We start from the raw sequence: 25928 nt of genomic DNA, 5'->3' as shown, positions 1-25928 counted from the left end.
GGGAACGGGGGCAGGTCAGCGCAGGCGCAGGGCCTTCATCGCCTTCAGGCTGCGGCTCATGAACGCCGCGTACTTCTCGTCGTCCATCCCGAAGGACGGCGCGAGCGGCAGGATCCGCTGCTGGGCGACGGTCTGGGCCTCGGTGTACTTGAGGATGCCCTCGGAGCCGTGGCGCCGGCCGAGGCCGGAGTCCTTCATGCCGCCCATCGGGGACTGGACGCTGCCGTACGCCGGGGCGTACCCCTCGTTGATGTTCACCGTGCCGGTGCGCAGCCGGGCGGCGACCTGGTGGCCGCGGCGGGAGTCCTTCGTCCAGACCGAGGAGTTGAGGCCGTACGGGGTCGCGTTGGCGGCCTCGATCACCTCGTCCTCGTCGGTGAACCGGTAGAGGGAGACGACCGGGCCGAAGGTCTCCTCGGTGCAGACGGCCATCGGGGCCTCGACGCCGTCGAGGATCGTCGGCTCGTAGAAGAGCGGGCCGATGTCGGGGCGGGCGACGCCGCCCGCGACCAGCGTGGCGCCCTTGGCGACGGCCTCCTCGACGTGCCGGGTGACGGTCTCCAGCTGGCGCTCGCCGACCAGCGAGCCCATGTCGGCGCCGTACGCGAGGGACTTGCCGAGCCGCATCGCCTTCGTCCGGGCGGCGAACCGCTCGACGAAGGCGTCGGCGACCGACTCGTGGACGTACAGCCGCTCGATGGAGATGCAGAGCTGGCCCGCCGAGGAGAAGCAGGCGCGGACCGCGCCCGCCGCGGCCTTCTCCACGTCGGCGTCGTGCAGCACCAGCATCGCGTTCTTGCCGCCCAACTCGAGCGAGACGCCGACCAGTCGGGCCGCGGCGCCCTGGGCGACCTCGCGGCCGGTGCGGGTGGAGCCGGTGAAGGAGACGTAGTCGGCGTGCTTGACGACCTCGGGGCCGACGACCGGGCCCTCACCGAGCACCACCTGGAACACCTCGGCTGGAAGCCCGGCTTCGATCAGCAGGTCACGGGCCCACAGCGCGGTGAGCGCGGTCTCGGTGTCGGGCTTCATCACCACGGCGTTGCCGGAGACGAAGGCGGGCAGCGCGTCCCCGACGGACAGCTCGAACGGGTAGTTCCAGGGCGCTATCTGCCCCACCACCCCGCGCGGCTGGCGCAGTTCGGTCACCTTGGTGAGGGTCGGCACGACGCCGGTGTGGCGCTTGGGGCGCAGATACGCGGGCGCCTTGCGGCCGTAGTGGCGGGCGGCCACGGCGACGGCCTGGACCTCCTCGTGCGCGTGCAGGCGGGCCTTGCCGGTCTCCAGCTGGATGAGGTCCAGGACCTCGGCCTGGCGGGCGAGCACCAGGTCGTGGAAGCGCAGCAGGACGGCCGCGCGCTCGCGGGCCGGCCGGGCGGCCCAGGCGGGCTGGGCGGCGCGGGCCCGGGCGAAGGCCCCGGCCACGTCGTCGGGCGTGGACTCGGGCAGGTCCGCCAGCTTCTCGCCGGTGAACGGCGTGTGGTTGGCCGTCCGGCCGGAGCCGGCCACTCCCCGGGTGAGCTTGGCGACCACCTCCGGGGTGACGACGTCGGCGGCGGTGCGGGCGCCCGCCGGGGCGGCGGCGACCGGGTTCGTACGGGTGCTGGTGGGCGTGGCCTGCGAGTCCGTCATGGGGGGAGCGTATGCCGGGCACGACGGTTTGGGTACCCGCCGGTAACACTTTTCGGAACCCTCACCACCACGCCAGCGACCACTGGCGGCATAAGCGCTGATCAGCGCGTTGTCCCCGCACAGCTCCCAGATCTTCAGCCCGTGACGCACCTGCTCGAACGGCTTTTCACCGTCCTTGGCGGCCTGCCCGGCGGCGGGTGCCGTGCCCCACGTCCTAGGCGGCCGGGGTGAAGGAGTCGAGCGCGGTGTCGAAGTGCCGCTTGGCCTCGTCGCGCCGGCCGACCGGCGCCGAGACCCACACGTCGTACATGGTGCCGTTCTCGTCCCAGCACTCGTCGTAGGTGTGCCGGGCCCCCTCGGTCCTGCTGAAGCCGTCCCAGCTGAACTCCCACAGCGCCGCGTCATGGCCCTGGTGGGTGGTGGCGACGACCTTGCCGTCGCGGTAGCCGGGGTTGGTGGAGGGGCCGTTGGCGTGGGCGTTGCGCATCACGCCGAGCGGGCCGCCCAGGACGGACTGCTGGAGCCGGATGCCCAGCCGGAAGGCCCCGTCCGGCGACACGTAGAAGACGCGTCTGTCGTCGGTGGTACGGACGTAGCCCTCCGGGACCGTGAGGCGGAAGCCGTCCGGGTCGCGGACGTGGCGGTACCCGGCGGGTGCGGTGCCGGCCGGCGTCGGGTCCGGCTCGCCGGCGCGCGTGACCGTCACCGTGGGGCCGGGCGGCCCGGGCTTCACCGTGGCGGATCCGGAGGCGGTGACCGTCGCCGTCGTCCCGCCGGTCGCCGCCCGGGCCCGGCCGCCGCCCTCGTCGTCGCCGAGCAGGACGGCGGCGGTGGCGCCCGCGCCACCGAGGACGACGACCAGGGCCGCCGCGATCAGCGCGGTCCTGGTGCGGGACCGGCCCGCGGGCTTCGCCAGGGCGACGCGCTCGGTCGGCGTGTAGTGCCGGGGCGCGAGCGGGGTGGAGCCGGTCGACACATACGCCCGCAGCAGCTCCTGCGCCTCGTCGGCGGCGAGCCGTCTGCCGGGGTCGCGCTCCAGGAGACCGCGCACGACCGGCAGCAGCGGGGCGGCGGCCTGCGGCGGGCGGATCTCGTCGGTGACCACCGCGTGCAGCACACCCCCCAACGAGTCGCGGTGGAAGGGGGATTCTCCGCTGAGCGCGGCGCACAGCAGCGCGCCCAGCGACCACAGGTCGGACTCGGGGCCCGCGGCGGCGCCCTGCATCCGCTCCGGCGAGGTGTACTCGGGCGAGCCGACGAACGCCCCGTCCTCGCTGATGGTGGTGGAGCCCGGCAGCTGGGCGATGCCGAAGTCGGTGAGCACAACCCGGCCGGTGCCCTCCTCCAGGAGGACGTTGGCGGGCTTGAGGTCGCGGTGGAGCACGCCTTGGCGGTGCGCGGTGCTCAGCGCGCCGAGCAGCGCGATGCCGATCCGGGCCGCCTCGGGGGCGTCGACCGGCCCGCTGCCGCGCAGCCGGTCGGCGAGCGAGCCGCCCTCGACCAGTTCCATCACGATGTACGAGCGGCCGTCCTGCTCGACGACGTCGTGGACGACGATGACGTGCGGGTGCTTGAACTGCGCCACCGCACGGGCCTCGCGCAGCGCGGCGGTGGCGGGGGCGCCGCCGTCGGGGTGCAGCTCCTTGACGGCGACCTGACGGCCCAGGAGCTGGTCGGTGGCGCGCCAGACGGTGCCCATGCCGCCGCGGCCGAGCCGGGCCGTCGGTCGGTAACGCCCGGCGATGAGACGGTCGTCGGCCGCGCCACCACGCGGATCACTGGCTGGTGCGGGCACCGCTTCCCCTCGCTCATCGTTCCTGTGGCCATCATGCCGCACGGGGCCCTGCCGGAACGGGGTGCGAGGTCACGAGACGGAATCGACCTGGCGGGCGCGGAAAGCGGGGGCGGACGCGGCGCACAAGGGCGCGCGGGACGGCTCAGTTCACCGGCGGCGGCTGCCAGCCCCGCAGCACCGTGTCGAACTGCTCGCGCGAGGTCGCCCAGTCCGACTCCGGACCCGACATGTAGATGGCGTACTCGGTGGTGCCGCCCTCGGCGAAGTACATCTGGTCGATCGCGTGCCGCTTGCCCGGGAAGCCCTTCTTCTCCACGTACGTGAACTCCCAGAGCGAGGAGTTCACCTGGTCCCGGAAGGTGTTGGAGTGCAGGGTCACCCGCTGGTACCTGGGCAGCCGCTTCTCCAGCGCCTTCTCCAGGTTCAGCTGGTGCATGTACGGGTTCTCGAAGTCCGGCTTGCCGACGCTGACCCGGATGTAGTGGCGGCCGTTGTCGGGGGTGTAGTCGACCTCCTTGCCGTCCATCTGGCGCCGCCAGCCCTCGGGCACGAAGAGCGTGAACCCGGCCGGGTCCTTCACCCGCTTCCAGCCGTCGGGCACGGAGGTGTCGGCCTTGCCGGTCTTCCCCGGCTTCGTGCCCGGCGGCTGCGAGGTGGTGGTGGTCGCCGAGTCGTCGCCCTTGTCGCGGTACTTCAGGGCGGCGAGCCCGCCCGCGCCGCCGAGGACGGCCGCGAGCACGACCACCAGGGCGACCGTCCGCCCGCGCTTTCTGCGCGCGGGGGCGGCGGGCGGCGGCAGCGGCGTCACGGCCTCGGGGGCCGGGGTGCGGACCGTACCGGAGGAGCCGGGCGGGGCGGTGGCCGCGTGCAGCTCGGACTCGGAGACCTGACGGGTCGGCACGTACTCGTGCGCCGCCTTGGGCTCGCGCCCCTCCATCGCCTCCAGGAACATCCGCTCGGCCTCCTCGGCCGACGGGCGGTCGTCGGGGTCCTTGCGCAGCAGGGCCGTGATCACCGGCGCCAGCGCGCCCGCGTGGGTGGCGGGCTCCGGCTCCTCGTTCACCACCGCCTGCATGGTGGAGATGGGCGAGGAGCGGCGGAACGGCGAGGAGCCCTGGACGGCCGTGTACAGCGTGGCGCCGAGGGACCACAGATCGGAGGCGGGACCGGGCTGTCCTCCCCGGACCCGCTCGGGCGCCAGATAGTCGATGGAGCCGACGAGTTCGCCGGTCCGGGTGATGGTGGAGTCGCCCTCGATGGCGGCGATGCCGAAGTCGGTGAGCAGCACCCGCGAGTCGCGGGCGAGCAGGACGTTGCCGGGCTTCACGTCGCGGTGCAGCACACCCGCGGCGTGCGCGGCACGCAGGGCGCCCAGGACGTGCAGTCCGATGCGGGCGGCCTCGCGGGCCTCGATCCGCCCGGACTCGGCGGCCTTCACGGCGTCGGCGAGCGAGGGCCCGTCGACGTACTGCATCACGATCCAGGGGCGGTTGTCGTGGTCGAGCACGTCATGGACGGTGACCACGCCGGGGTGGGTGATCCGGGCGGCCGCCCGGGCCTCCTTCTGTGTACGCGCGTGCAACACGACACGGTCGGCCTCCGCCACGTACAGCGCGGCCGTCAGCTCCTTGACGGCCACCGTGCGGTGCAGGACCTCGTCGTGGGCGCGCCAGACCTTGCCCATGCCGCCCCGGCCGATGGTGTCGCCGAGCCGGTAGCGCCCGGCCAGCAGCAGCCCTGTCGCCGCCACTTCCGCGCCCTTGCCGCTCTTGCTCTGGTTCTGTTCCACGTCCCCCGCCCGGCCGGTTCTTAAGGGGCAAGGTTACGGAGCGGATTCCGGCCAGGGAACCTCGGGGGGCCCAGTGCTGCACCTACCGAGAGGTATGTGTCTGAGGCAACCGGTGAAGCCTCAACGAGTCGCGCTGTAGGCGGCCGTGGCCTGGGTGTAGATCTCGGTCACCTTGTCCCGCTGCGGCTCCGGGCCGATGACCAGGACCAGGTGGTACCGGCCATTGATGATCATGACTTGGTTGCGGACGTAAACCGTGCGGCCCGTACTGTCCCGCCAGGTGAACTGCCCCTCGGCGGTGACCTTCTGGCCGATGTCGACCCGGCGCAGCCCCGTGGCGGTGGCCCAGGCCGAGTCCCGGAACGGCTGGAGCTCGCGCTCCTTGTCGCGCTGGTACGCGAGCGGGTCGCCGCCGACGTCCTTGACGGCGTCCCGGCCGGGCACCACGAGCAGCGTGAAGTCGCCGCCGACATAACGGACTTGTCCGGCGTCGTTGATGGGGCGCCGCTGGAAGGAGGGGTCGACGGCGGTACGGAAGCCCTCGGGGTCGCCGCGCAGCACATACCCCTTGGCGGGCGGCTGCCCGCCGGGCGCGGTGGTCTGCGTCCTCGGCGCCGAGGGTGTCCCACTGCGCGGGGAGGCGCTGGGCGCGGGCGTGCCCGGCGGCGCGCTCGCACCCGTGGGCGCGGGCCGGACGCCCCCGTTGTCGCTCTTGTCCTTCGTCCCGGACTTGGGCATGAACAGCACCGCGTACGCGACCGCGGCGGCCAGGAGTAACAGCACGAGCAGGACGAGGGTGCGGCCCAGCGAGCGCGGCTCACGCGTGGCCGTACGCGGGCCGGACCTCGCGGACTTGGCGGACTTGGGGGTGCGCGGCTCGGGCCGGCGCAGCCCCTCGCTCACGTCGGCGGCCAGCCGGCGCTCGGCCCTGCGGGGCTGCGCACGGCGCTGCTGGCGGTGCCGGCCGTGCTCGCCGAAGGCCCCTCGGGCCCCTCGGCGGCGCCGCACCAGCTCGCCGCGGCGGCGCACGATCGGCAGCCGGGTCGCGTCGGCCGGGGGCAGCGCGACGACGTCGGCGCCCGCGTCCGGCTCGGGCGCGGACCGCACGATCGAGCGCAGCCAGCCGCGCAGTTCCTCGAAGTCCGGCCGCTCGGTGGGGTCCTGGCGCAGCAGCGACTCGACGACCGGCCGCAGCGGGCCGCACTCCTCGGCGAACGCGGGCGGCTCGCCGCACACCATCTGCACCAGCTCGGCGGCGCTCTCCTCCGGATACGGCGCGTGCCCCTGCACGGCCCGGAAGAGCAGCGCGCCCAGCGCCCACAGGTCGGTGGCGGGCCCGATCGGCGGCGCGAGGCGCCAGTTCTCGTGTATCGGCCCGGCCTGCTCGGGCGCCCAGCGCTCGGTGACGGCCCCGACGACGGCGATCCGCGTCTGCCGCGCCCGCTCGGCGGCGAGCGGAGTGGCGGGCCCCCGGTACCCCCCGCCGTGCCGCTGCGGCACCGCGGGCTCCCACCCACCGCCCTCCCGGGCGGGCACGGGCGCGCTGGCATGCGTCTGCCGCTGGACATCGGCCCGCAACGCCTCGGCTCCGGCCCCGACGGCACGCGGAAGCGCGGGCCGGGGCCCGGCGGAGGGCGGCGGCCCGGTGGTGACGGGGGGCCGCGCCCCGGCACGGGAGCCCTCGGGGTGCACGGACGCCTGGGACCGCCCCTCGGCACGGGAGCCCTCGGGGTGCGCGGGCTGCGCCTGCGGGGCTTCGAGGCGGGGGAGCCGGGGGTGCGGGGTCTCCGGGCGCGGGCCCGTCGGGTCGACAGGGTCGAGCTGACGCGCCGGACGGCCCGAGGCCTCCTGGTGAGCGTCCGCCGGACCGGGTCCGAGCTGCGGCGCCGGGCGGCCGGAGCCTTCGGGCTGCGCCGGGCGCGGGACCCAGCGGCCGGTCACCGGGTCGTACGCACGCCGGGTGCGCCCCGAGTCCGGGCCCTCCTCCACCGCGTACGGGCTGGCCGCCGAGGACCCCGTGGGCGTACGCGGCACCCGGGTTCCGCTCACCGGGTCGTACATCCCCTGGTCGGCGGCCTCGCGCCAGGCGCCCTCCAGCTCCGCGGGGGACAGCTCGGACCGCTGCACCGGCAGCCCGGTCCCCTCGTCGCCCACGCGCGCGGAGGCGGCACGCGCCCCGGCCCGGTACGCCGCGACGGCCCCGGCCCGCGCACTGGGCGCCCCGCCCTGCTCCCCGAGCTGCCCGCCCCGGCCACCACCGTGCTCGTCCCCGCTCGTCCCGGCCGGGGACCATCCGGCGGGCAGGGCGGGCGCCCTGGTCGAGGGCCGGGGGGCGGGATACGGCGCGGGGGCGCCGGCCTGGGCCACGGCCCCGAACGACTCACCGGGCCCGCCGTGCGGGTCACCGGCGCCCCCGTAGGAGTCGTCAGAACTGCCGTACGAGTCGTCAGAGCCGCCGTACGAGCTGCCAGAGCTGCCATATGGGTCGTCAGACCCCCCGTACGAGTCGTCAGAGCCGCCGTACGAGCTGCCAGAGCTGCCATACGGGTCGTCAGACCCCCCGTACGAGTTGTCCGAGCCGCCGTGCGGCTCGTCAGGGCCGCCGTACGGGTCGTCCTGCGCGTCCGGGGAGCCCATCGCGCCCCGCGACTCCACGGCACCCCGGGATTCCGCAGCCGGGGCCTCCCCCCACACCGCCCCGGCGCCGTCACCCGCCCCCGGTACGCCGAAGTCGTCGCCCTCCTCGCCGGGCGGCGGTGGCACCACCACATAGCCGCACAGGGCCTCTTCCGCCGCGCCGGCCGCGAGGCCGGTCAGCATCACTCGGCCGTCGTCGCATATCAACACCGTGCGCTCGGTGATGTTGCGGTGCGTCCAGCCGTGCGCGTGCAGCACCCGCAGCGCGGTCAGTACGTCCGAGGCGACCTCCGCCGCCCGGTACGGCGCCATCGGGCGCTCGGCGAGGAGCGCGGCCAGTGGCCGGGCCATGACGAGCTCGCTGACGATCCACAGCGAGCCGTCCTCGGCGAAGACGTCGAAGACCTGGTCGAGCCGGGGGTGGTCGGGGATCTGCGCGGCCGCCTGGGCCGCCTCGATCGCCCGCCGCAACGCGGGGTCGGCGGGGCGCCGCGCGGCCCCGGCACCGTACCCGCCGCCGTACCGCCCGTCCGCTCCCTGCACCTCCGCGTCCACGACCTCCGGCAGCGGCACTTGGCGCACCAGGACTTCCTGGCCGCTGTAGGTGTCGAAGGCCCGGGTCTCGACGGGCTCGTACTCATCGGAGGAGGGCAGCGGCAGCCGATAGCGGTCGGCGAGCACCCGGCCCGCGTAGTCGTCCACGACGCCTCCCCACAGCGCGCTGTCCCCCGAACCCATCAATTCCGGTCGTTTACCGGCCCATTGTGACTGCGTACGGTCCGCGAGCTCTCACGATACGTGGCCTGCTCAGTCCTTGGGGCTGAACGTGTCGAACGCCGTCTTGCGCAGCGTCACACACGCGTCACTGTCCCATTCGGCCGTCTTGCAGGTGACCATGATGGCGTAGCCGTGCGAGCCGTCGACCTTGAAACCGCGGTTGAGCACCCGGACGCGCTCCCCGCCCTGGTCCCGCTCGAACTGCCAGTCGGCGACCGTCGGGTATCCCTTGTAGTCGACCTTCTGGATGCCGAGCAGGTGATAGTTGCTGCTGCTCCCGGCGACCGCGCCGGCCAGCTCCAGCCAGGCCCGGCGGGCGTCGTCGGTCGGTTTCTTGTTGAAGTCGACCTGGACGCGCGGGAAGCCGCCGCCCGCCGCGTATATCCCGCCGGAGTTCTCCCCGGCTATGCCGACGCGGTGGAACGCGGAGGGCATGGCCATGGAGAAGTGGAAGTCGGCGTCGGTGACCATCGTGTAGCCGCTGGGCAGCCCGGCACCCGCGTTGCCACCGGACCCCGGCGTCTGCGGGGTCGAGGGCGTCTTGCCGTTCTGACCCTGCGTCTGGCCCTGCGTCTGCCCCGCCGTCTGACCCTGGGTCTGGGTCTGCCCCTGGCCCTGCTGCCGGCCGTTGCCCTGGGTGGCGCCGCCGGTCTTGCCGTTGCCGCCGCTGGACGCGGTGGCGCCGCTGGACGCCTTGTTGTCGCCCTTGCCGCCCTTGCCCTTGTCGTCGTCGCCACCGCTGAGCGCGACCGCGAGCACCGTCCCGAGCACGGCCAGCGCCGCCACGATCGCGATGATCACCAGCGTCCGGCGCGGGACGACGTCGGTGAGCGGGGCCCGCACATGCGCGGGCGGCCCGGCGGGCGCCGGGGGCGCGACGGGCGCCGAAGCGGAGACGGCGGGCTTGGCGGCCGCCCGGCCCGCCGCCTTGTCCTTCGCCTTCGCCTTCTCCTTGGCCGTGGTCTGCGCCGCCACCGCCGCGTTGCGTACGGACTTGAAGGCGCCGCGCATCCGGTCGGCGGCCGCGTCGGCCACCTCCTTGGCCTTGGCGCCCGTCTCCCCCTTGGCCTCGCCCGGCACGGGGGGCAGCGCGACGACCCGGGTAACCTCGGACGACACCGGCTCCGGCGCCCGCGCGGGCTGCTCCGGGGCGTGCAGCACCTCGGTGAGCAGCGCACGCGCCGCCTCGTTGTCGAGCCGCTGCTCGGGGTCCTTGGCGAGGAGCCCGTAGATGACCTTCTCCAGGAGCGGCCCCGCGTTCGTCGGCGGGTCCACCGGCTCGGTCATCACCGCGGTCAGCGTGGCGATGGCGGAGCCCTTGTCGTACGGCGGGACGCCCTCCACGCACGCGTAGAGCAGGCCGCCCAGCGACCACAGGTCGGCGGCCGGGCCGGGCTTGTGGCCACGGGCGCGCTCCGGCGAGATGTACGAGGGCGCGCCGACGAGCATGCCGGTCGAGGTGATGGAGGGGTCGCCCTCGACCTGGGCGATGCCGAAGTCGGTGAGCACGACCCGGCCGTCGTCGGCGATCAGCACGTTGGAGGGCTTCACATCGCGGTGCAGGATGCCCTCGCGGTGCGCGGAGCGCAGCACGTCGAGGATGGCGAGCCCGACCTCGGCGGCCCGGCGCGGCGTCAGCACCCCGTCCTCGCGCACGGCTTCGGCGAGCGACTTGCCCTCGACGAGCTCCATGACGATCCACGGGCGGTCGTCCTCGTCCACGACGTCGTAGACCGTCACCGCGCTGGTGTTGCGGATCCGGGCGATCGCCTTGGCCTCACGCAGGGTGCGCGTGATGAGCCGGCGCTTCTCCTCCTCGTCGATGCTGCTGGGGAAACGCAGCTCCTTGACGGCGACGGTACGGCCCAGCGTCTCGTCGACGGCACGCCAGACCGTGCCCATGCCGCCACGGCCGAGCACATCCCCGAGCCGGTACCGCTCGGCCAGGAGTCGGCCCTCGGCTTTCCCGCCGGACTCCTTGCGCCCGTCCCGCTGGGGCTCCCGCGACTGCTCCGCCTCCGACATGCGTCCCCTCTGCGATCCCTGATCCGCGCCCGCACCGACCGCGTCCCGGCCGACGGCTCCCCGCAACTTGCCTCGTGAGGCGGCCCGGTTCACCGCTCCGACCTGCTTCTGCTGCCGGGGGTCCGGGGGTTGGCCCCCGGGGGAGCGGCACCCGCCCTGGCAGAGCGTCCATTGTCTCTCACGCCGGGACCAATGATTGTCCCGGGTCCGCCGTCCGCCAAGATGGCTGCGGAAGGGGGACCCACCGCCATGCCGACACTGCGGACCGTGCTCGCCGTGCCCCTGGCCGTGCTGCTCTGCGGCCTGGGCACACCGGCCCTGCCCGCGGAGCCGGAGGGCACCGCCCTGATCGACCCGCAGGCCACCGCGCCGGCCCGGCTGGTTGCCGAGACGGGTGCCCCGGCAGCCGCCCTCCTCACCGACGACGGCCGCCTCTCCCGTTTCGGGACGGCCGGATCCGGGCTCGGCCGCGACGACCGTTTCCGGGCGGGCAGCCTCACCAAGTCCTTCGTCGCCACGGTGGTGCTCCAGCTCGCCGCCGAGGGCAGGCTGCGCCTCGACGACACGGTGGAACAGCATCTGCCGGGCCTGATACGCGGCCATGGAAACGACGGCCGCCACCTCACCCTGCGCTCCTTGCTCTGCCACACCAGCGGTCTGTTCCCCTACACGGCCGACAGTGCCGTCCCGGTTCCACTCACCCCCTCACAAGCTGTACACACCGCCCTCACCCACTCCCCCGGGCCGCTCGGCGCCTACGCCTACTCCAACACCAACTACGTCGTCCTCGGCATGGTCGTTCAGCAGGTCACCGGCCATACCTACGCCGTCGAGGCCGAACGCCGCATCATCACTCCCCTCCACCTCACCGGCACCTCCTTCCCGGGCGCCCGCACCACGCTCCCCACGCCGCACAGCCGCGCCTACTCCCCCGACGGCCAGGACGTCACCGCCCTCGACCCGCGCCCGGCCGGGGCCGCCGGTGAACTCATATCGACGCTCGCCGATCTGAGCCGCTTCTACGCGGCCCTGCTCGGCGGGACCCTGCTGCCCGCGCCCCAGCAGCGCGAACTGCTCGACACCACCGCCACCCACGGTGTCTACGGCCTCGGCGTCCATCCGCGCCGGCTCTCCTGCGGCCGCACCGTCTGGGGCCACAGCGGCCGTATATCCGGCAGCGTGGTCCGCGCGGCGGCCTCCGCCGACGGCCGCCACACCGCCGTTTTCCGCATCAACACGGACATCCCTGTCAGCCCCTCCCTCGAACTCTCACTGCTCGACGCCGAGTTCTGCCCGGCGCTCCCCCGGCACCGCTGATCCCGGTTTCGCCTAGATCGGCACGATGTCCGGCGCGCCCAGCCGCGCCGCGTCCGCCGTCAGGTCGTCGGGCTGGCGCTGCGACTCGCGCTCCGCCTCCACCCTCTTCTCGTAGTGCTCCACCTCCTTCTCGATCTGCTTGGTGTCCCAGCCGAGGACCGGTGCCATCAGCTCCGCGCACTCCCGGGCCGACCGCGTGCCCCGGTCGAAGGTCTCGATGGAGATCCGGGTGCGCCGGGTGAGCACATCGTCCAGATGCCGGGCCCCCTCGTGCGAGGCGGCGTAGACGATCTCGGCGCGCAGATAGTCCTCCGCCGCGGGGAGCGGCTCCCCGAGCGACGGGTCGGCCACGATCAGCTCGATGAGGTCCTCGGTCAGCGCTCCGTACCGGTTCAACAGGTGCTCCACTCGAACCACATGGAGCCCGGTGCGGGCGGCGATCCTCGCGCGCGCGTTCCACAGCGCCCGGTAGCCCTCCGCGCCCAGCAGCGGCACGTCCTCGGTGACGCAGGCCGCGACCCGCTGGTCCAGGCCGTGCACCGCCTCGTCCACCGCGTCCTTCGCCATCACCCGGTACGTCGTGTACTTGCCGCCGGCGATGACCACCAGGCCGGGCACCGGGTGCGCCACCGTGTGCTCGCGGGAGAGCTTGCTGGTGGCGTCCGACTCCCCGGCGAGCAGTGGGCGCAGGCCCGCGTAGACCCCTTGGACGTCGTCCCGGGTGAGCGGGACCGCGAGGACCGAGTTGACGTGTTCCAGGAGGTAGTCGATGTCGGCGCTGGAGGCCGCGGGGTGGGCCTTGTCCAGGTCCCAGTCCGTGTCGGTGGTGCCCACGATCCAGTGGCGCCCCCAGGGGATCACGAAGAGCACCGACTTCTCGGTGCGCAGGATGAGCCCGGTCGTGGAGTGGATCCGGTCCTTGGGCACCACCAGATGGATGCCCTTGGAGGCCCGGACGTGGAACTGCCCGCGCTCGCCGACCATCGCCTGGGTGTCGTCCGTCCACACCCCGGTGGCGTTGACGATCTGTTTGGCGCGGACCTCGTACTCCCCGCCGCCCTCCACGTCGCGCACCCGGGCTCCTACCACCCGCTCGCCCTCGCGCAGGAACCCGGTCACCCGGGCCCGGTTGGCGGTCTGTGCCCCATAACTCGCGGCCGTCCGCACCAGCGTGGCCACGAAGCGCGCGTCGTCCATCTGGGCGTCGTAGTACTGAAGGGCCCCGACCAGCGCCTCCCGCTTCAGACAGGGCGCGACCCGCAGGGCGCTGCGGCGGGAGAGATGGCGGTGCACCGGCAGGCCCCGGCCGTGGCCGGAGGAGACCGACATCGCGTCGTACAACGCCACGCCCGAGCCCGCGTACCACCGCTCCCAGCCCTTGTGCTGGAGCGGGTAGAGGAACGGCACCGGTTTCACCAGGTGCGGGGCGAGGCGCTCCAGGAGCAGTCCGCGCTCCTTCAGCGCCTCGCGCACCAGCGCGAAGTCCAGCATCTCCAGATAGCGCAGCCCGCCGTGGATCAGCTTGCTCGACCGGCTGGAGGTGCCCGAGGCCCAGTCCCGCGCCTCGACGAGGCCGGTCGAGAGCCCTCGGGTCACGGCGTCCAGCGCGGTGCCCGCGCCGACCACCCCGCCGCCGACGACCAGCACGTCGAGCTCGCGCTCGGCCATGGCGGCGAGCGCCTCGGCGCGCTGCACCGGTCCCAGTGTCGCTGTCCTCACGGGTGCCTCCCGTTGATCGGGGTGGTCTGGCTCACACACTCGATTCTGGACGCGACCTCCGACATCGGCCACCGCCTGTGGACAACACTCGGACAACCCCGGCCCGGCAATACGGCATAACGGTCATATTTACTCTTAGTCTGACATCGCGTAACGCCCATCCTGTCCACAGGGCTTGCGTGCCATGTCCCCTCCGGTTATGGGAAGGACGGTCACCCGCATGCCCGCAGACCTCGCCGTCATCGGACTCGGCCACCTGGGCCTGCCGCTCGCCCAGGCGGCCACCGCCGCCGGCATCGAGACCGTCGGCCACGACACCGACCCGCGTGTCCTGGCCGACCTCCGCGCCGGCCGCCCGCCGGTCGACGGCTCGCTGACGGCGGCCGAGCTGCGCCGGATGCTCTCGGGGGGCTTCCGGGCCGCCACCGACCCGGCCGAGCTCGGCCGGGTCCGTACCGCCGTGATCTGCGCCCCCACCCCGCTCGGCGCCGACCGGACGCTGGACCTCAGCGCCGTCGCGGACGCGGCCCGCACCCTCGCGGCCCGGCTGCGCCCGCACACCACCGTGATCCTGGAGTCCGCCGGCTACCCCGGCACCACCGAGGACTTCCTGCGCCCGCTGCTGGAGGAGGGCTCGGGGCTGCGGGCCGGGCGCGACTTCCACCTCGCCTACTCCCCCAGCCGCCTCGACCCCGGCAACCGCACCTACGGCTTCGCCGCCACGCCCAGGGTCATCGGCGGTCTCACCCCGGCCTGCACCGAGTCCGCCGCCGCGTTCTACGGCCGGCTCACCGACAAGGTCGTCCGCGCCCGCGGCACCCGGGAGGCCGAGATGGCCAAGCTCCTGGAGACCAACTACCGCCAGGTCAACATCGCGCTGGTCAACGAGATGGCCGTGCTCTGCCACGACATGGGCGTGGACCTGTGGGACGTGATCCGGTGCGCGGAGACCAAGCCGTTCGGCTTCCAGCCGTTCCGTCCGGGCCCGGGCGTCGGCGGCCACGGCGTCCCGCTCGACCCGACCCCGCTGCCGTACACGGGCCTGCGGATGGTGGGGCTCGCCCGGGAGATCAACGCCCATATGCCGCAGTACGTCATCCAGCGCTCCACCACGCTCCTGAACGAGCACGGCAAGTCCGCCCGGGGCGCGCGCGTGCTGCTGCTCGGGGTCACGTACAAGCCCGACCTCGCCGATCTGGAGGGCTCCCCGGCCGCCGAGGTCGCCGGGCGCCTCATCGACCTGGGCGCCGCGGTGAGCTACCACGACCCGTACGTCCCGGACTGGCGGGTGCGCGACCAGCCCGTACCGCGCGCGGACTCGCTCTACGAGGCCGCCGCCCACGCCGACCTCACGGTGCTGCTCCAGCACCACCGCACGTACGACCTCCAAGGGCTGTCGGTCAAGGCGCAGTTGCTGCTCGACACCCGGGGCGTCACCCCCGGTGGCGCCGCCCACCGTCTGTAGCCGCGTACGCCCCACCGGCCGCCGAACCGTTTCCCGCCGGTGCCACCGGCCTCAGCCGCCTCACCGGCCCCGCACAGAAAGTCCGTCCGCGGTGCCCCGGGGCCTTGCTACTCTTCGGGTCGCCCGATCGCACAGCCGTGCGCATTCACGGGCTCACACACTCACGTACCTCGGGGGGATCCGAAGATGAGCCAGTCCTTTCCGCCACCGCAGCAGCCCCACCAGCCGCCGCAGCCGCCCGGCTTCCCGGGCTTCGCACCGGCCCCGCCGCCCGCGCCGGTCCGCGACAACCTCGCCGGCGGCCTGGTCGTCGCGATCGTCGCCGCCGTCGTCAGCGCGGTGGCGTACGGCGCGCTCGTCGGCGCCACCGAGCACCAGATCGGCTACGCGGCCATCGGTGTCGGCTTCCTGATCGGCTGGGCCTCGGGCAAGGTCGGCGGCCGCAACCCCGCCCTGCCGGTGCTCAGCGCCGTCCTCGCGCTCGGCGCGGTGTACGCGGGCCAGCTGGTCGGCGAGGCCGTCCTCGGCTCCAAGCAGCTGCCCGTCAGCACCTCAGAGCTCCTGTTCGAGCACCTCAGCCTGGTGAACGAGGCCTGGAAGGCCGACGCCGACGCGATGACCTTCCTGTTCTTCGCGATCGCCGCGTTCGCCGCGTTCTCCGGCTCCAAGAAGGCCGCCGCGTAACCGCAGCGGCCCACACGTGAAGGGGCCCGGACCGTCGCAACGGTCCGGGCCCCTTCACGTACGTAGTACGTAGGGAGCGTCAGCGCTTGTGCTGCGCGTCCGCCACCGTCACCTCGACGCGCTGGAACTCCTTGAGCTCGCTGTAGCCGGTGGTGGCCATCGAGCGGCGCAGGGCGCCGAAGAAGTTCATCGAGCCGTCCGGGATGTGCGAGGGGCCGGTGAGGATCTCCTCGGTGGTGCCCACGATGCCCAGGTCGACCAGCTTGCCGCGCGGCACGTCCTCGTGGACGGCCTCCATGCCCCAGTGGTGGCCCTTGCCGGGCGCGTCCGTGGCGCGGGCCAGCGGGGAGCCCATCATCACCGCGTCGGCGCCGCAGGCGATCGCCTTGGGCAGGTCGCCGGACCAGCCGACGCCGCCGTCCGCGATCACGTGCACGTACCGGCCGCCGGACTCGTCCATGTAGTCGCGGCGGGCGGCGGCCACGTCGGCGACGGCGGTGGCCATCGGGACCTGGATGCCGAGCACGTTGCGCGTGGTGTGCGCGGCGCCGCCGCCGAAGCCCACCAGGACGCCGGCCGCGCCGGTGCGCATCAGGTGCAGGGCCGCGGTGTACGTGGCGCAGCCACCGACGATCACCGGGACGTCCAGCTCGTAGATGAACTGCTTGAGGTTGAGCGGCTCGGCCGCGCCCGAGACGTGCTCCGCCGAGACGGTGGTGCCGCGGATGACGAAGATGTCGACGCCCGCGTCCACGACGGCCTTGGAGAACTGGGCCGTGCGCTGCGGCGAGAGGGCGGCCGCGGTGACCACACCGGAGTCGCGCACCTCCTTGATGCGCTGCCCGATCAGCTCTTCCTTGATCGGGGCGGCGTAGATCTCCTGGAGGCGGCGGGTGGCCGCGGCCTCGTCCAGCTGGTCGATCTCGTCGAGCAGCGGCTGCGGGTCCTCGTACCGGGTCCACAGGCCTTCGAGGTTCAGCACGCCCAGACCGCCGAGCTCGCCGATGCGGATCGCGGTCTGCGGCGACACGACGGAGTCCATCGGGGCGGCCAGGAACGGCAGCTCGAACCGGTAGGCGTCGATCTGCCAGGCGATCGAGACCTCCTTCGGGTCCCGGGTGCGCCGGCTCGGGACGATGGCGATGTCGTCGAACGCGTACGCCCTGCGGCCGCGCTTGCCGCGCCCGATCTCGATCTCAGTCACGTTGTGTGGGCCTTTCCCTCTACGTCTGCGGTCCCAGTATCCCCGACATGTGTGCCACCGACATACGGGCGAGGGGCGGCCCCGGATTCCCGGGGCCGCCCCTCGCTCGGTCCACGCGCGCGTGGGCGTGGTCAGCGCTTGGTGTAGTTCGGCGCCTCGACCGTCATCTGGATGTCGTGCGGGTGGCTCTCCTTGAGGCCCGCCGAGGTGATCCGGACGAAGCGGCCGTTCGTCTGAAGCTCCGGCACGGTCCGGCCGCCGACGTAGAACATCGACTGGCGCAGACCGCCGACCAGCTGGTGGACGACCGCCGAGAGCGGGCCCCGGTAGGGCACCTGGCCCTCGATGCCCTCGGGGACCAGCTTCTCGTCGGAGGCGACGCCCTCCTGGAAGTAGCGGTCCTTGGAGAAGGACTTGCGGTCGCCGCGGGACTGCATCGCGCCGAGCGAGCCCATGCCCCGGTAGGACTTGAACTGCTTGCCGTTGATGAAGAGCAGCTCGCCCGGGGACTCCTCGCAGCCCGCGAGCAGCGAGCCGAGCATCACCGTGTCGGCGCCCGCGACCAGGGCCTTGGCGATGTCGCCCGAGTACTGCAGACCGCCGTCGCCGATGACCGGGACGCCCGCGGCCTTGGCGGCGAGCGAGGCCTCGTAGATGGCGGTGACCTGCGGGACGCCGATGCCGGCGACGACGCGGGTGGTGCAGATGGAGCCGGGGCCGACGCCGACCTTGATGCCGTCGACGCCCGCGTCGATCAGCGCCTGGGCGCCGTCGCGGGTGGCGATGTTGCCGCCGATGACGTCGACGCCCGCCGCGTTCGACTTGATCTTGGCGACCATGTCGCCGACCAGCCGGGAGTGGCCGTGGGCGGTGTCGACGACGATGAAGTCGACGCCGACCTCGATCAGCGCCTGGGCGCGCTCGTAGGCGTCGCCCGCCACGCCTACGGCGGCGCCGACGATCAGCCGGCCGTCCTTGTCCTTGGCCGCGTTGGGGTACTTCTCGGCCTTCACGAAGTCCTTGACCGTGATCAGGCCCTTGAGGATGCCGGCGTCGTCGACCAGCGGCAGCTTCTCGATCTTGTGGCGGCGCAGCAGCTCCATCGCGTCCACACCGGAGATGCCGACCTTGCCGGTGACCAGCGGCATCGGGGTCATGACCTCGCGCACCTGGCGCGAGCGGTCCGACTCGAAGGCCATGTCGCGGTTGGTGACGATGCCGAGCAGCTTGCCGGCCGGGTCGGTGACCGGGACGCCGCTGATGCGGAACTTGGCGCACAGCTCGTCGGCCTCGCGCAGCGTCGCGTCCGGGTGGACCGTGATCGGGTCGGTCACCATGCCGGACTCGGAGCGCTTGACCAGGTCGACCTGGTTGGCCTGGTCCTCGATCGAGAGGTTGCGGTGCAGGACGCCGGCGCCGCCCTGGCGGGCCATCGCGATGGCCATGCGCGCCTCGGTGACCTTGTCCATCGCCGCGGACAGCAGCGGGACGTTCACCTTCACGTTCTTCGAGAGGTACGAGGAAGTGTCGATCTGGTCGGGCGCCATGTCGGACGCGCCCGGCAGCAGCAGCACGTCGTCGTATGTCAGCCCGAGCATCGCGAACTTGTCGGGCACTCCGTCGACGTTTGCAGTCATGACACCTTCCCCATGGCCTTGATCGGTGCGGATGTCCATGCTAACGGGCTGGCGCGGTGTCTCATTCCATGAACAAGATCAACCGAATTCTTTGGACGTTCACACGTACGTGGGGTGCGGCTACGCGCGCGTGGGGCGCGCCTACGAGCGCGTGGGGTGCCGTACGGCCCGGCGCGCACGGAAGTGCGTACGGCCGTACGGGTGAGAAGTGAAGGTGAGGTCGAAGGTGACCGGGGCTACTGCTCGGCCAGCGCGCGCAGCCGGCTGAGCGCCCGGTGCTGGGCCACCCGGACGGCGCCCGGCGACATCCCGAGCATCTGGCCGGTCTCCTCGGCGGTGAGGCCCACGGCGACCCGCAGCACCAGCAGCTCGCGCTGGTTCTCCGGCAGGTTGGCGAGCAGCTTCTTGGCCCACTCGGCGTCGCTGCTGAGCAGGGCGCGCTCCTCGGGGCCCAGGGAGTCGTCGGGCCGCTCGGGCATCTCGTCGGAGGGCACCGCCGTGGAGCCCGGGTGGCGCATCGCGGCCCGCTGGAGGTCGGCGACCTTGTGCGAGGCGATGGCGAACACGAAGGCCTCGAAGGGCCGTCCAGTGTCCCGGTAGCGCGGCAGCGCCATGAGCACGGCGACGCAGACCTCCTGCGCGAGGTCCTCCACGAAGTGGCGAGCATCACCCGGCAGACGGTTCAGCCGGGTGCGGCAGTAGCGAAGCGCGAGCGGATGAACATGGGCCAGAAGATCGTGCGTCGCCTGTTCGTCGCCGTCGACGGCACGGTGAACGAGTGCACCGATCGCCGTTGGCTCGTCGTCGCGCATCGGTCCATGGTGCCCCGGCGTCGCAGAATCCGTGGCACCGCGCCCGTAGTTGTGCACCGAAGCGTTATGAGCAGGTGCGCCGGAAGTCATCCCCTGCGCCCTCCCCTCCCGCTCGACCGACTCGTCCCCGAGGAACTCCACACCTTCAAGGATGCGGCATCGCGCGCGAAGCGTCACACACCGCTCCGCTCAGTGGGGGGACGGACCCGCCCGCCGACGGCGGACGGGGATCCGGCCGGCCACGCCGCGGGCCGGTCAGCGCACCAGGCCCCAGCGGAACCCGAGGGCCACCGCATGCGCCCGGTCCGAGGCGCCGAGCTTCTTGAAGAGCCGCCTGGCGTGCGTCTTCACGGTGTCCTCCGAGAGGAACAGCTCGCGCCCGATCTCGGCGTTGGACCGCCCGTGGCTCATGCCTTCGAGCACCTGGATCTCGCGCGCGGTGAGCGTGGGCGCCGCGCCCATCTCGGCCGAGCGCAGTCTGCGCGGGGCCAGCCGCCAGGTCGGGTCGGCGAGCGCCTGGGTGACGGTCGCCCGCAGCTCCGCGCGCGAGGCGTCCTTGTGCAGATAGCCGCGGGCGCCGGCGGCTACGGCGAGCGCCACCCCGTCGAGGTCCTCGGCGACCGTCAGCATGATGATGCGGGCGCCGGGGTCCGCGGACAGCAGCCGCCGGACGGTCTCCACGCCGCCCAGACCGGGCATGCGCACGTCCATCAGAATGAGGTCCGAGCGGTCGGCACCCCAGCGGCGGAGGACTTCCTCGCCGTTGGCCGCCGTCGTCACACGCTCGACGCCGGGCACGGTCGCTACCGCGCGCCGGAGCGCCTCTCGGGCAAGCGGGGAGTCGTCGCAGACGAGGACGGATGTCATGACCGCCCTCCGCAGCTGATGCGCGTCACCTTGAGCCTCCAGGCTGGTTACGTATCGTCACCTGTGCGATTGACGCTCTCGGACACCTGCCCGAGCGCTTGTTCTTTCAACCGCTCCGCACTCTCAACGATGGTCACTCGAAAGAGTTACGGGTCGGACGGGCGCCTTCGGCACTCTACGTGAGGAAGCGTGTGCGCCGGGCGCGCATCGCGGGTCACCCGTCGTTCGCTTGGAGCTATGCCCCATTTAGCGGCTTTTCTTCCCTTTTTCTGGTGTCTGTGGCTAGATTCGCAATGAGTCATATTTACATCTACTAACACCGTAGATGTACGTTCGTCGGTACACCCCGATGATCCGGGGTACCCGGCCCATCCACCTCAGGCACGGCTTCAAGGGGACATGAGCAATGGCAGATTTCTCCCGCCTTCCCGGACCGAACGCCGATCTGTGGGACTGGCAGCTCCTCGCCGCATGCCGCGGGGTCGACAGCTCCCTCTTCTTCCACCCGGAGGGCGAACGCGGCGCGGCACGGAGTGCGCGCGAGAACTCGGCGAAAGAGGTGTGTATGCGCTGCCCGGTGCGCGCCCAGTGCGCCGCGCACGCTTTGGCGGTCCGCGAGCCCTACGGAGTGTGGGGCGGACTCACCGAGGACGAACGCGAGGAGCTGATGGGCAGGGCACGCAACCGGCTGGTGACGGCGGCGAGCGCGGGAGCGGGGGGCGAGCGGGGGCACGGCTAGCGCCAGAGGGCCCCGGATTCGCAGAAACGTTCCTGCGCCGGATGGCGCAGCACCGGAGACAACAGCGCGGCGATCGCGGCGCGGCGCCGAGCGGTGGCCGAGAGCCAAGCGGTGGCCGAGAGAGCCGAGCGGCAGCGCGCGGCGCGGCGGACCGCCCTTGGGGCGGACTTCCGCGCGGGTGGCGTGCGCCTCGCGCCGGTGGCGTGCGCCAGGGCTGCGGATCGCGCCGGGCTGCTTGCGTCCCAGGGCTGCGGATCGTGCCGGGCTGCTCGCGCCCAGCTCGGGCCCGGGCTGCTGGCGCCCTTCCCGCGCCCGAGTTGCTGGCGCCCTTCCCCGGGCCCTTGCCGACCAGGGACGCGCCCGGCGCCGCTCAGTTGCGGGCCGCAGCTCCGGCCAGCTGGTCCAGGGTGGCGGCGACGGCCGGGACCCGGGCCAGGTCGGGCAGGGTGAGCGCGACGATCTCCCGCTCGACGGCGGGCTCCACCGTGACCGTACGGGAGCCCTTGGGGCGGACCGAGGCGATCGCCAGCTCCGGCAGCACCGCGACTCCGAGCCCCGCCCCGACCAGGCCGATCACCGCCGGGTAGTCGTCCGTGGCGAAGTCGATGCGCGGGGTGAAGCCGGACTTCTCGCAGACGTCGACGAGTTGGCGGCGGCAGCGCGGACAGCCCGCGATCCAGGACTCCTCGGCGAGGTCGCGAATGTCGACCGTGCCGCTCTCGGCCAGCCGGTGGCCTTCGGGGACGAGCCCCACCAGGCGGTCGATCAGCAGCGGCCGTACGACCAGGTCGTCCCACTCCTCCGCGGTGGCCGCCCCGTACCGGAAGGCGAGCGCGATGTCGCAGTCGCCCTCCCGCAGCATCTCCACCGACTGCGGCGGCTCGGCCTCGACCAGGGAGACCCGGGTGCCGGGATGGGCGGCGCGCAGCGCGGCCAGGGCGCTGGGCACCAGGGTGGAGGAGCCGCTGGGGAAGGAGACCAGCCGCACCCGGCCGGCGCGCAGGCCCGCGATGGCCGCGACCTCCTCCTCGGCGGCGGTCAGCCCCGCGAGGATGCCGGAGGCGTGCCGCACCAGGACCTCGCCGGCCTGGGTGAGCCGGGTCTCGCGGCCGGTGCGGATCAGCAGCGGGGTGCCCGCGGACGCTTCGAGGGCCTTCATCTGCTGGCTGACGGCGGGCTGGGTGCAGCCGAGCTCGCGCGCGGCCGCCGAGAAGGAGCCGGTGGCGGCGACGGCGCGCAGGACGCGGAGATGACGGGCCTCGATCACTCTGTGAGCATAAGGGGTACTTGGGGGTAGCGGGAGATATTGATTGGCTGCTTTGAGACAGTAGACAGTTCGGGTTAGCGTGCGCGCCATGAAGCTTCTGTCTGTGAACACCGGGCGCGCCACGTTCTCCGAGCACACCGATGCCGAGGGCGGTCTCACCGGCATCGGCAAGCGTCCGGTGGAGGGGCCCGTGCGGGTCTTCCGGCCGGGCCCCAAGGGCGTGGGCGGCAGCGGTGTCGCGGGCGACGACGTGTGCGACAAGCGCCATCACGGCGGCGACCACCAGGCCGTCTACGCCTACGCGCGCGAGGACCTCGACAGCTGGGAGCGGGAGCTGGGCCGCGAGCTGCCCGGCGGGGCCTTCGGCGAGAACCTCACCACCAGCGGCCTGGACGTCGGCGACGCCCGGATCGGCGAGCGCTGGCGGATAGGCCCGGACGTGGTCCTGGAGGTGTCCCGCGCGCGCATTCCCTGCCGTACGTTCGCGGGCGCCCTGGACGAGCAGGGGTGGGTCAAGCGGTTCACGCGGGCCGGGGCCCCGGGAGCGTATCTGCGGGTGGTCGAGGAGGGCGAGATCCGCGCGGGCGACGCGATCGAGGTCGTCCACCGGCCCGCGCACGAGGTGTCCGTGGCGTTCTGGTTCCGCGCCTTCACCACCGAGCGGGAGCTGCTGCCGCGCACCCTGGCGGCGGGCGAGGCGATGCCGCGGGAGGACCACGAGACCGTACGCAAGCACCTGGAGCGGCAGGCCGCCCGGCGGGCTTCCTGACCGGACAGGCCGTCACACCGCTGTCACAGCGGGGCATTAACGTGCGCCTATGACGACTGCACTGATTACGGGAGCGACGGCGGGGATCGGGGCCGCGTTCGCGCGGCGGCTGGCGAGGGACGGGCACGACCTGGTGCTGGTGGCCCGCGACGGCAAGCGGCTGCGGGAACAGGCCACCGAGCTGCACGACCGGCACGGCGTGGAGGCGGAGGTGCTGGTCGCCGACCTGTCCACGGAGGACGGCATCGCGTCGGTCGAGGCCCGGCTCGCGGAGCGCCGTACGCCGATCGACCTGCTGGTGAACAACGCGGGGTTCGGCAACAAGGGCCGCTATCTGGAGGTGTCGATGAGCGACGAGCTCACGATGCTGAAGGTGCACATCGAAGCGGTGCTGCGGCTGACGTCGGCCGCCACCGAGGGCATGCGCGAGCGCGGGCGCGGCGGGGTCGTCAACGTCGCCTCGGTCGCCGCGTTCGTGCCGCGCGGTACCTATGGCGCGTCCAAGGCGTGGGTCGTGCAGTTCACCCAGGGCGCGGCGCGTGACCTGGCCGGGTCGGGGGTGCGGCTGATGGCCCTGTGCCCCGGCTTCGTCCGCACCGAGTTCCACCAGCGGGCCGGAATGGGCACCGACAACATCCCCGGCTGGATGTGGCTGGACGCCGACAAGCTGGTCGCGGCGGCGCTCTCCGACCTCGCGCGCGGGAAGACGCTGTCGATCCCGGACCCGCGCTACAAGGCGCTGATGGGCGTGGTGAAGCTGGCCCCGCGCGGTCTGCTGGGCGGGGTCACCTCGCGGACGGGCCGCAAGTACGGCCCGCAGTGAGGCCGTCGCCGCGATGGCCCGCCGTGAGGCCGTCGCGGCCTGGCTCCGGCGGAGCCTGGTCGAGTACGAGCCCGGCCGTGCTCCCGTCCCGCCAGGTCACCAGGACCGTGTGACCCTCCACCCGGACGCCTGCGACCAGGTCGGTCAGCGGGGCCGGGTGCGGCTCTCCCGTGAGGGAGGCGAGGGCGACGAAGACGGTCGGGCCGTCCCCGGTGGCCCCGTCGAGGACGGCGAGGCGGGCGCGCGGCCCGAACAGGGTGGATCTGGCGGCCACTACGCGCGCGTGGGGCTCGTACCCCTCGATGGCGTGCAACTGACCGGTCTCCGCCTGCCCGGTGACGGCCCACCCCGTCTGGCGCACCCGGGTGCCGGGCGGGGCGCCGTCGACCAGATGGGCGCGGAGCTCGGCGCGGCCGTGGACGAGGGTGGCCGAGACGATCCGTACGCCGGGCAGCGGGCGTGACAGCGAGGCGACCCAGTCCGAGCCGTGGCCCAGGGGCTCGGCGGGGCCCCGGGCCGTGACCGTGCCGTCGTCCAGGACGAGCCCGAAGTGGTTGTCGCGCGCCCCGGCCGAGGTCGGGCCGGTGCGGGTGGAGTACGCGAACCGGGCGTAGCAGGGGTCCTCCTCGGCCCCCGAGGCGGCTACGTGATTGTCACTGCCGTGGTTGTGGAGGCGTACGAGGCCGTCCGAAGCGGTGGACTGGATCAGGGTGTTGGGCGGGCGCAGGACCACGGCCGCGTCCTCCCGCTCCACCGGCAGCGGCTCCTCCACCGCCGTCCACACCGGGTGCTCGGGTGGCAGGAGCAGACCGAGGAATCCTTTCGCCGCCCAGTACGGGGAAGCCGGGCCCGAGTAGCTCTGGACGATCGGCGGGTACGGGCCGTGCCAGCCCAGGGTGAGCAGTCCCCGCTCGTCGACGGCGCCCCGGCCGGGCTCGCGGTCCGTGAAGTACCGCAGCGTGCCGGACGCCAGCCGGCGGGTGGCGCCGGGGGTGAGCGGGGTGTGGCCGGTGAGCGCGCCGAGCCAGGGGGCCGCGGCGGCGGCGAAGCGGTAGGTGAGGGAGCGCCCGTACGGCAGCGGGGCGCCGTCGGCGCCGAACATCCGGGTGTAGCCGTCGAGATGGGCGCGGAGCCGGGGGCCGTATCGGTCGAGGAGTTCCCGGTTGTCACCCAGATGAGCGTGCAGGACGGGATAGAAGTGGAGCGCCCAGCCGTTGTAGTGGTCGAAGGAGCGGTGGGGGCCGTCGCTGTACCAGCCGTCGCCGAGGTACCACTGGTCGACGTGTTCCAGCGCGCGTCGGACGGTGGCCGAGGCGCGGTCGGTCTCGATGCCGGCGTCCTGGAGGAATCCGGCGACGGTGAGGCCGAAGAACCACCAGTTGTTGTCGACGGGCGAGGGGCCGAGGGCGGGCAGCAGCCAGTCCACGACCCGCTGGCGCACGCGGTCGTCGAGCCCGTCCCAGAGCCAGGGACGGGTGAGGCGCAGCCCGAGGGCGACGGAGGCGGACTCGACGACGGCCTGGCGCACCTCGGCCATGCGCGGCCAGGAGTCGGGGGCGCCGCTGTCCCATTCCCCGGTGGGCAGCGGGCGTTCGGTTCCTGCGGCGATGCCTTCGGCGTAGCGGTCGAGGTGGCCGTGCGGGTCGTCGCCGCGCGCGCCCGCGATCCGCAGCGCGGCCAGCAGCCAGGTGCGGGCGTACCCTTCGAGGCCGTCGGAGCGGGGCCCGGACCAGCTCGGGCGGGCACCGGGCAGGTTGATCAGACCGTGGCGGGGCGAGGAGTAGGGGCGTACGGCGAGCAGGAGGCGGTCGGCCGTGCGCTCCCAGTGGTGGCGGGTCCAGCCGGTGTACGGGCTGAGCTCGTGGTTCAGGGGCGGTGGCGGCATGGTGCTCTCCCGTCGCGTCGGGGGTGGTGCCAGTTCGGGGCCGGTGTCGGCGCCAGCCCGGTGCCGGTACCGGTACCGGTGCGGC

18 protein-coding genes are annotated in these 25928 nt (G+C 73.2%); 6 read left to right on the top strand and 12 right to left on the bottom strand.

Translation table 11 applies throughout. The features are described from left to right. Positions 1 to 15: 15 nt before the first annotated feature. The 5 genes from ABD236_RS19410 to ABD236_RS19390 form a co-directional block, all read right to left on the bottom strand. Complete coding sequence (locus ABD236_RS19410; protein ID WP_344075024.1) at positions 16 to 1632, bottom strand: succinic semialdehyde dehydrogenase; 1617 nt, start codon at positions 1630 to 1632, stop codon at positions 16 to 18. Between the two features lie 214 nt (positions 1633 to 1846). Further along, positions 1847 to 3331 (bottom strand): serine/threonine-protein kinase, encoded by a 1485-nt coding sequence (locus tag ABD236_RS19405; RefSeq protein ID WP_344075069.1) that lies wholly within the window; start codon positions 3329 to 3331, stop codon positions 1847 to 1849. A 238-nt stretch (positions 3332 to 3569) separates the two neighbouring features. Continuing rightward, positions 3570 to 5159, bottom strand: coding sequence for a serine/threonine-protein kinase (locus ABD236_RS19400; RefSeq protein ID WP_344075068.1), 1590 nt, complete (start codon positions 5157 to 5159; stop codon positions 3570 to 3572). Positions 5160 to 5336: 177 nt separating this feature from the next. Continuing rightward, the gene (locus ABD236_RS19395) at positions 5337 to 8555 is read right to left on the bottom strand and encodes a protein kinase (protein ID WP_344075023.1); all 3219 of its coding nucleotides are present in this window, start codon (positions 8553 to 8555) and stop codon (positions 5337 to 5339) included. 105 nt (positions 8556 to 8660) lie between these two features. Beyond that, entirely contained in the window at positions 8661 to 10655 is a 1995-nt protein-coding gene (locus ABD236_RS19390; protein WP_344075022.1) for a serine/threonine-protein kinase, read from the bottom strand. A gap of 249 nt (positions 10656 to 10904) precedes the next feature. Here ABD236_RS19390 and ABD236_RS19385 point away from each other — a divergent pair, with 249 nt between their 5' ends. Then, positions 10905 to 11972, top strand: coding sequence for a serine hydrolase domain-containing protein (locus tag ABD236_RS19385; protein WP_344075021.1), 1068 nt, complete (start codon positions 10905 to 10907; stop codon positions 11970 to 11972). A 12-nt stretch (positions 11973 to 11984) separates the two neighbouring features. Here the strand turns inward: ABD236_RS19385 and ABD236_RS19380 are convergent, their stop codons facing one another. Then, on the bottom strand, positions 11985 to 13691 hold the full coding sequence (locus ABD236_RS19380; RefSeq protein ID WP_344075020.1) for a glycerol-3-phosphate dehydrogenase/oxidase: 1707 nt from the start codon (positions 13689 to 13691) through the stop codon (positions 11985 to 11987). 220 nt (positions 13692 to 13911) lie between these two features. On the opposite strand from ABD236_RS19380, the gene ABD236_RS19375 reads away from it, so the two are divergent. Both ABD236_RS19375 and ABD236_RS19370 read left to right on the top strand, forming a co-directional pair. Further along, positions 13912 to 15156, top strand: coding sequence for a nucleotide sugar dehydrogenase (locus tag ABD236_RS19375; RefSeq protein WP_344075019.1), 1245 nt, complete (start codon positions 13912 to 13914; stop codon positions 15154 to 15156). 186 nt (positions 15157 to 15342) lie between these two features. Then, positions 15343 to 15840 carry a hypothetical protein gene (locus ABD236_RS19370; protein ID WP_344075018.1) on the top strand — a complete coding sequence of 166 codons (498 nt, stop codon included), beginning with the start codon at positions 15343 to 15345 and terminating at the stop codon, positions 15838 to 15840. A 79-nt stretch (positions 15841 to 15919) separates the two neighbouring features. On the opposite strand, the gene ABD236_RS19365 is transcribed toward ABD236_RS19370, so the two are convergent. The 4 genes from ABD236_RS19365 to ABD236_RS19350 form a co-directional block, all read right to left on the bottom strand. Beyond that, on the bottom strand, positions 15920 to 17044 hold the full coding sequence (locus tag ABD236_RS19365) for a GuaB3 family IMP dehydrogenase-related protein (protein ID WP_067163242.1): 1125 nt from the start codon (positions 17042 to 17044) through the stop codon (positions 15920 to 15922). Between the two features lie 131 nt (positions 17045 to 17175). Further along, on the bottom strand, positions 17176 to 18681 hold the full coding sequence (gene guaB, locus ABD236_RS19360; protein ID WP_344075017.1) for an IMP dehydrogenase: 1506 nt from the start codon (positions 18679 to 18681) through the stop codon (positions 17176 to 17178). Between the two features lie 236 nt (positions 18682 to 18917). Further along, positions 18918 to 19493, bottom strand: coding sequence for a sigma-70 family RNA polymerase sigma factor (locus tag ABD236_RS19355; protein ID WP_344075016.1), 576 nt, complete (start codon positions 19491 to 19493; stop codon positions 18918 to 18920). Positions 19494 to 19748: 255 nt separating this feature from the next. Continuing rightward, entirely contained in the window at positions 19749 to 20360 is a 612-nt protein-coding gene (locus ABD236_RS19350; RefSeq protein ID WP_003948568.1) for a response regulator transcription factor, read from the bottom strand. A 406-nt stretch (positions 20361 to 20766) separates the two neighbouring features. Here ABD236_RS19350 and ABD236_RS19345 point away from each other — a divergent pair, with 406 nt between their 5' ends. After that, positions 20767 to 21099, top strand: a complete 333-nt coding sequence (locus ABD236_RS19345; RefSeq protein ID WP_344075015.1) for a WhiB family transcriptional regulator — start codon at positions 20767 to 20769, stop codon at positions 21097 to 21099. 370 nt (positions 21100 to 21469) lie between these two features. On the opposite strand, the gene ABD236_RS19340 is transcribed toward ABD236_RS19345, so the two are convergent. Then, positions 21470 to 22366 (bottom strand): LysR family transcriptional regulator, encoded by an 897-nt coding sequence (locus ABD236_RS19340; protein ID WP_344075014.1) that lies wholly within the window; start codon positions 22364 to 22366, stop codon positions 21470 to 21472. Between the two features lie 88 nt (positions 22367 to 22454). On the opposite strand from ABD236_RS19340, the gene ABD236_RS19335 reads away from it, so the two are divergent. After that, positions 22455 to 23135: an MOSC domain-containing protein gene (locus ABD236_RS19335; RefSeq protein ID WP_344075013.1), complete on the top strand. Its 681-nt coding sequence runs from the start codon at positions 22455 to 22457 to the stop codon at positions 23133 to 23135. 49 nt (positions 23136 to 23184) lie between these two features. Beyond that, positions 23185 to 23958, top strand: a complete 774-nt coding sequence (locus ABD236_RS19330; protein ID WP_344075012.1) for an SDR family NAD(P)-dependent oxidoreductase — start codon at positions 23185 to 23187, stop codon at positions 23956 to 23958. On the opposite strand, the gene ABD236_RS19325 is transcribed toward ABD236_RS19330, so the two are convergent. Further along, positions 23921 to 25843, bottom strand: a complete 1923-nt coding sequence (locus ABD236_RS19325; RefSeq protein WP_344075011.1) for a DUF2264 domain-containing protein — start codon at positions 25841 to 25843, stop codon at positions 23921 to 23923. The two genes, ABD236_RS19330 and ABD236_RS19325, sit on opposite strands and share 38 nt — an antisense overlap. Positions 25844 to 25928 lie beyond the last annotated feature (85 nt).

It is taken from the genome of Streptomyces crystallinus, from assembly GCF_039521265.1.
GTDB lineage: Bacteria > Actinomycetota > Actinomycetes > Streptomycetales > Streptomycetaceae > Streptomyces > Streptomyces crystallinus.
The sequence above is the reverse complement of the archived record's forward strand: the minus strand, read 5'-3'. Positions and strand labels throughout refer to the sequence as shown.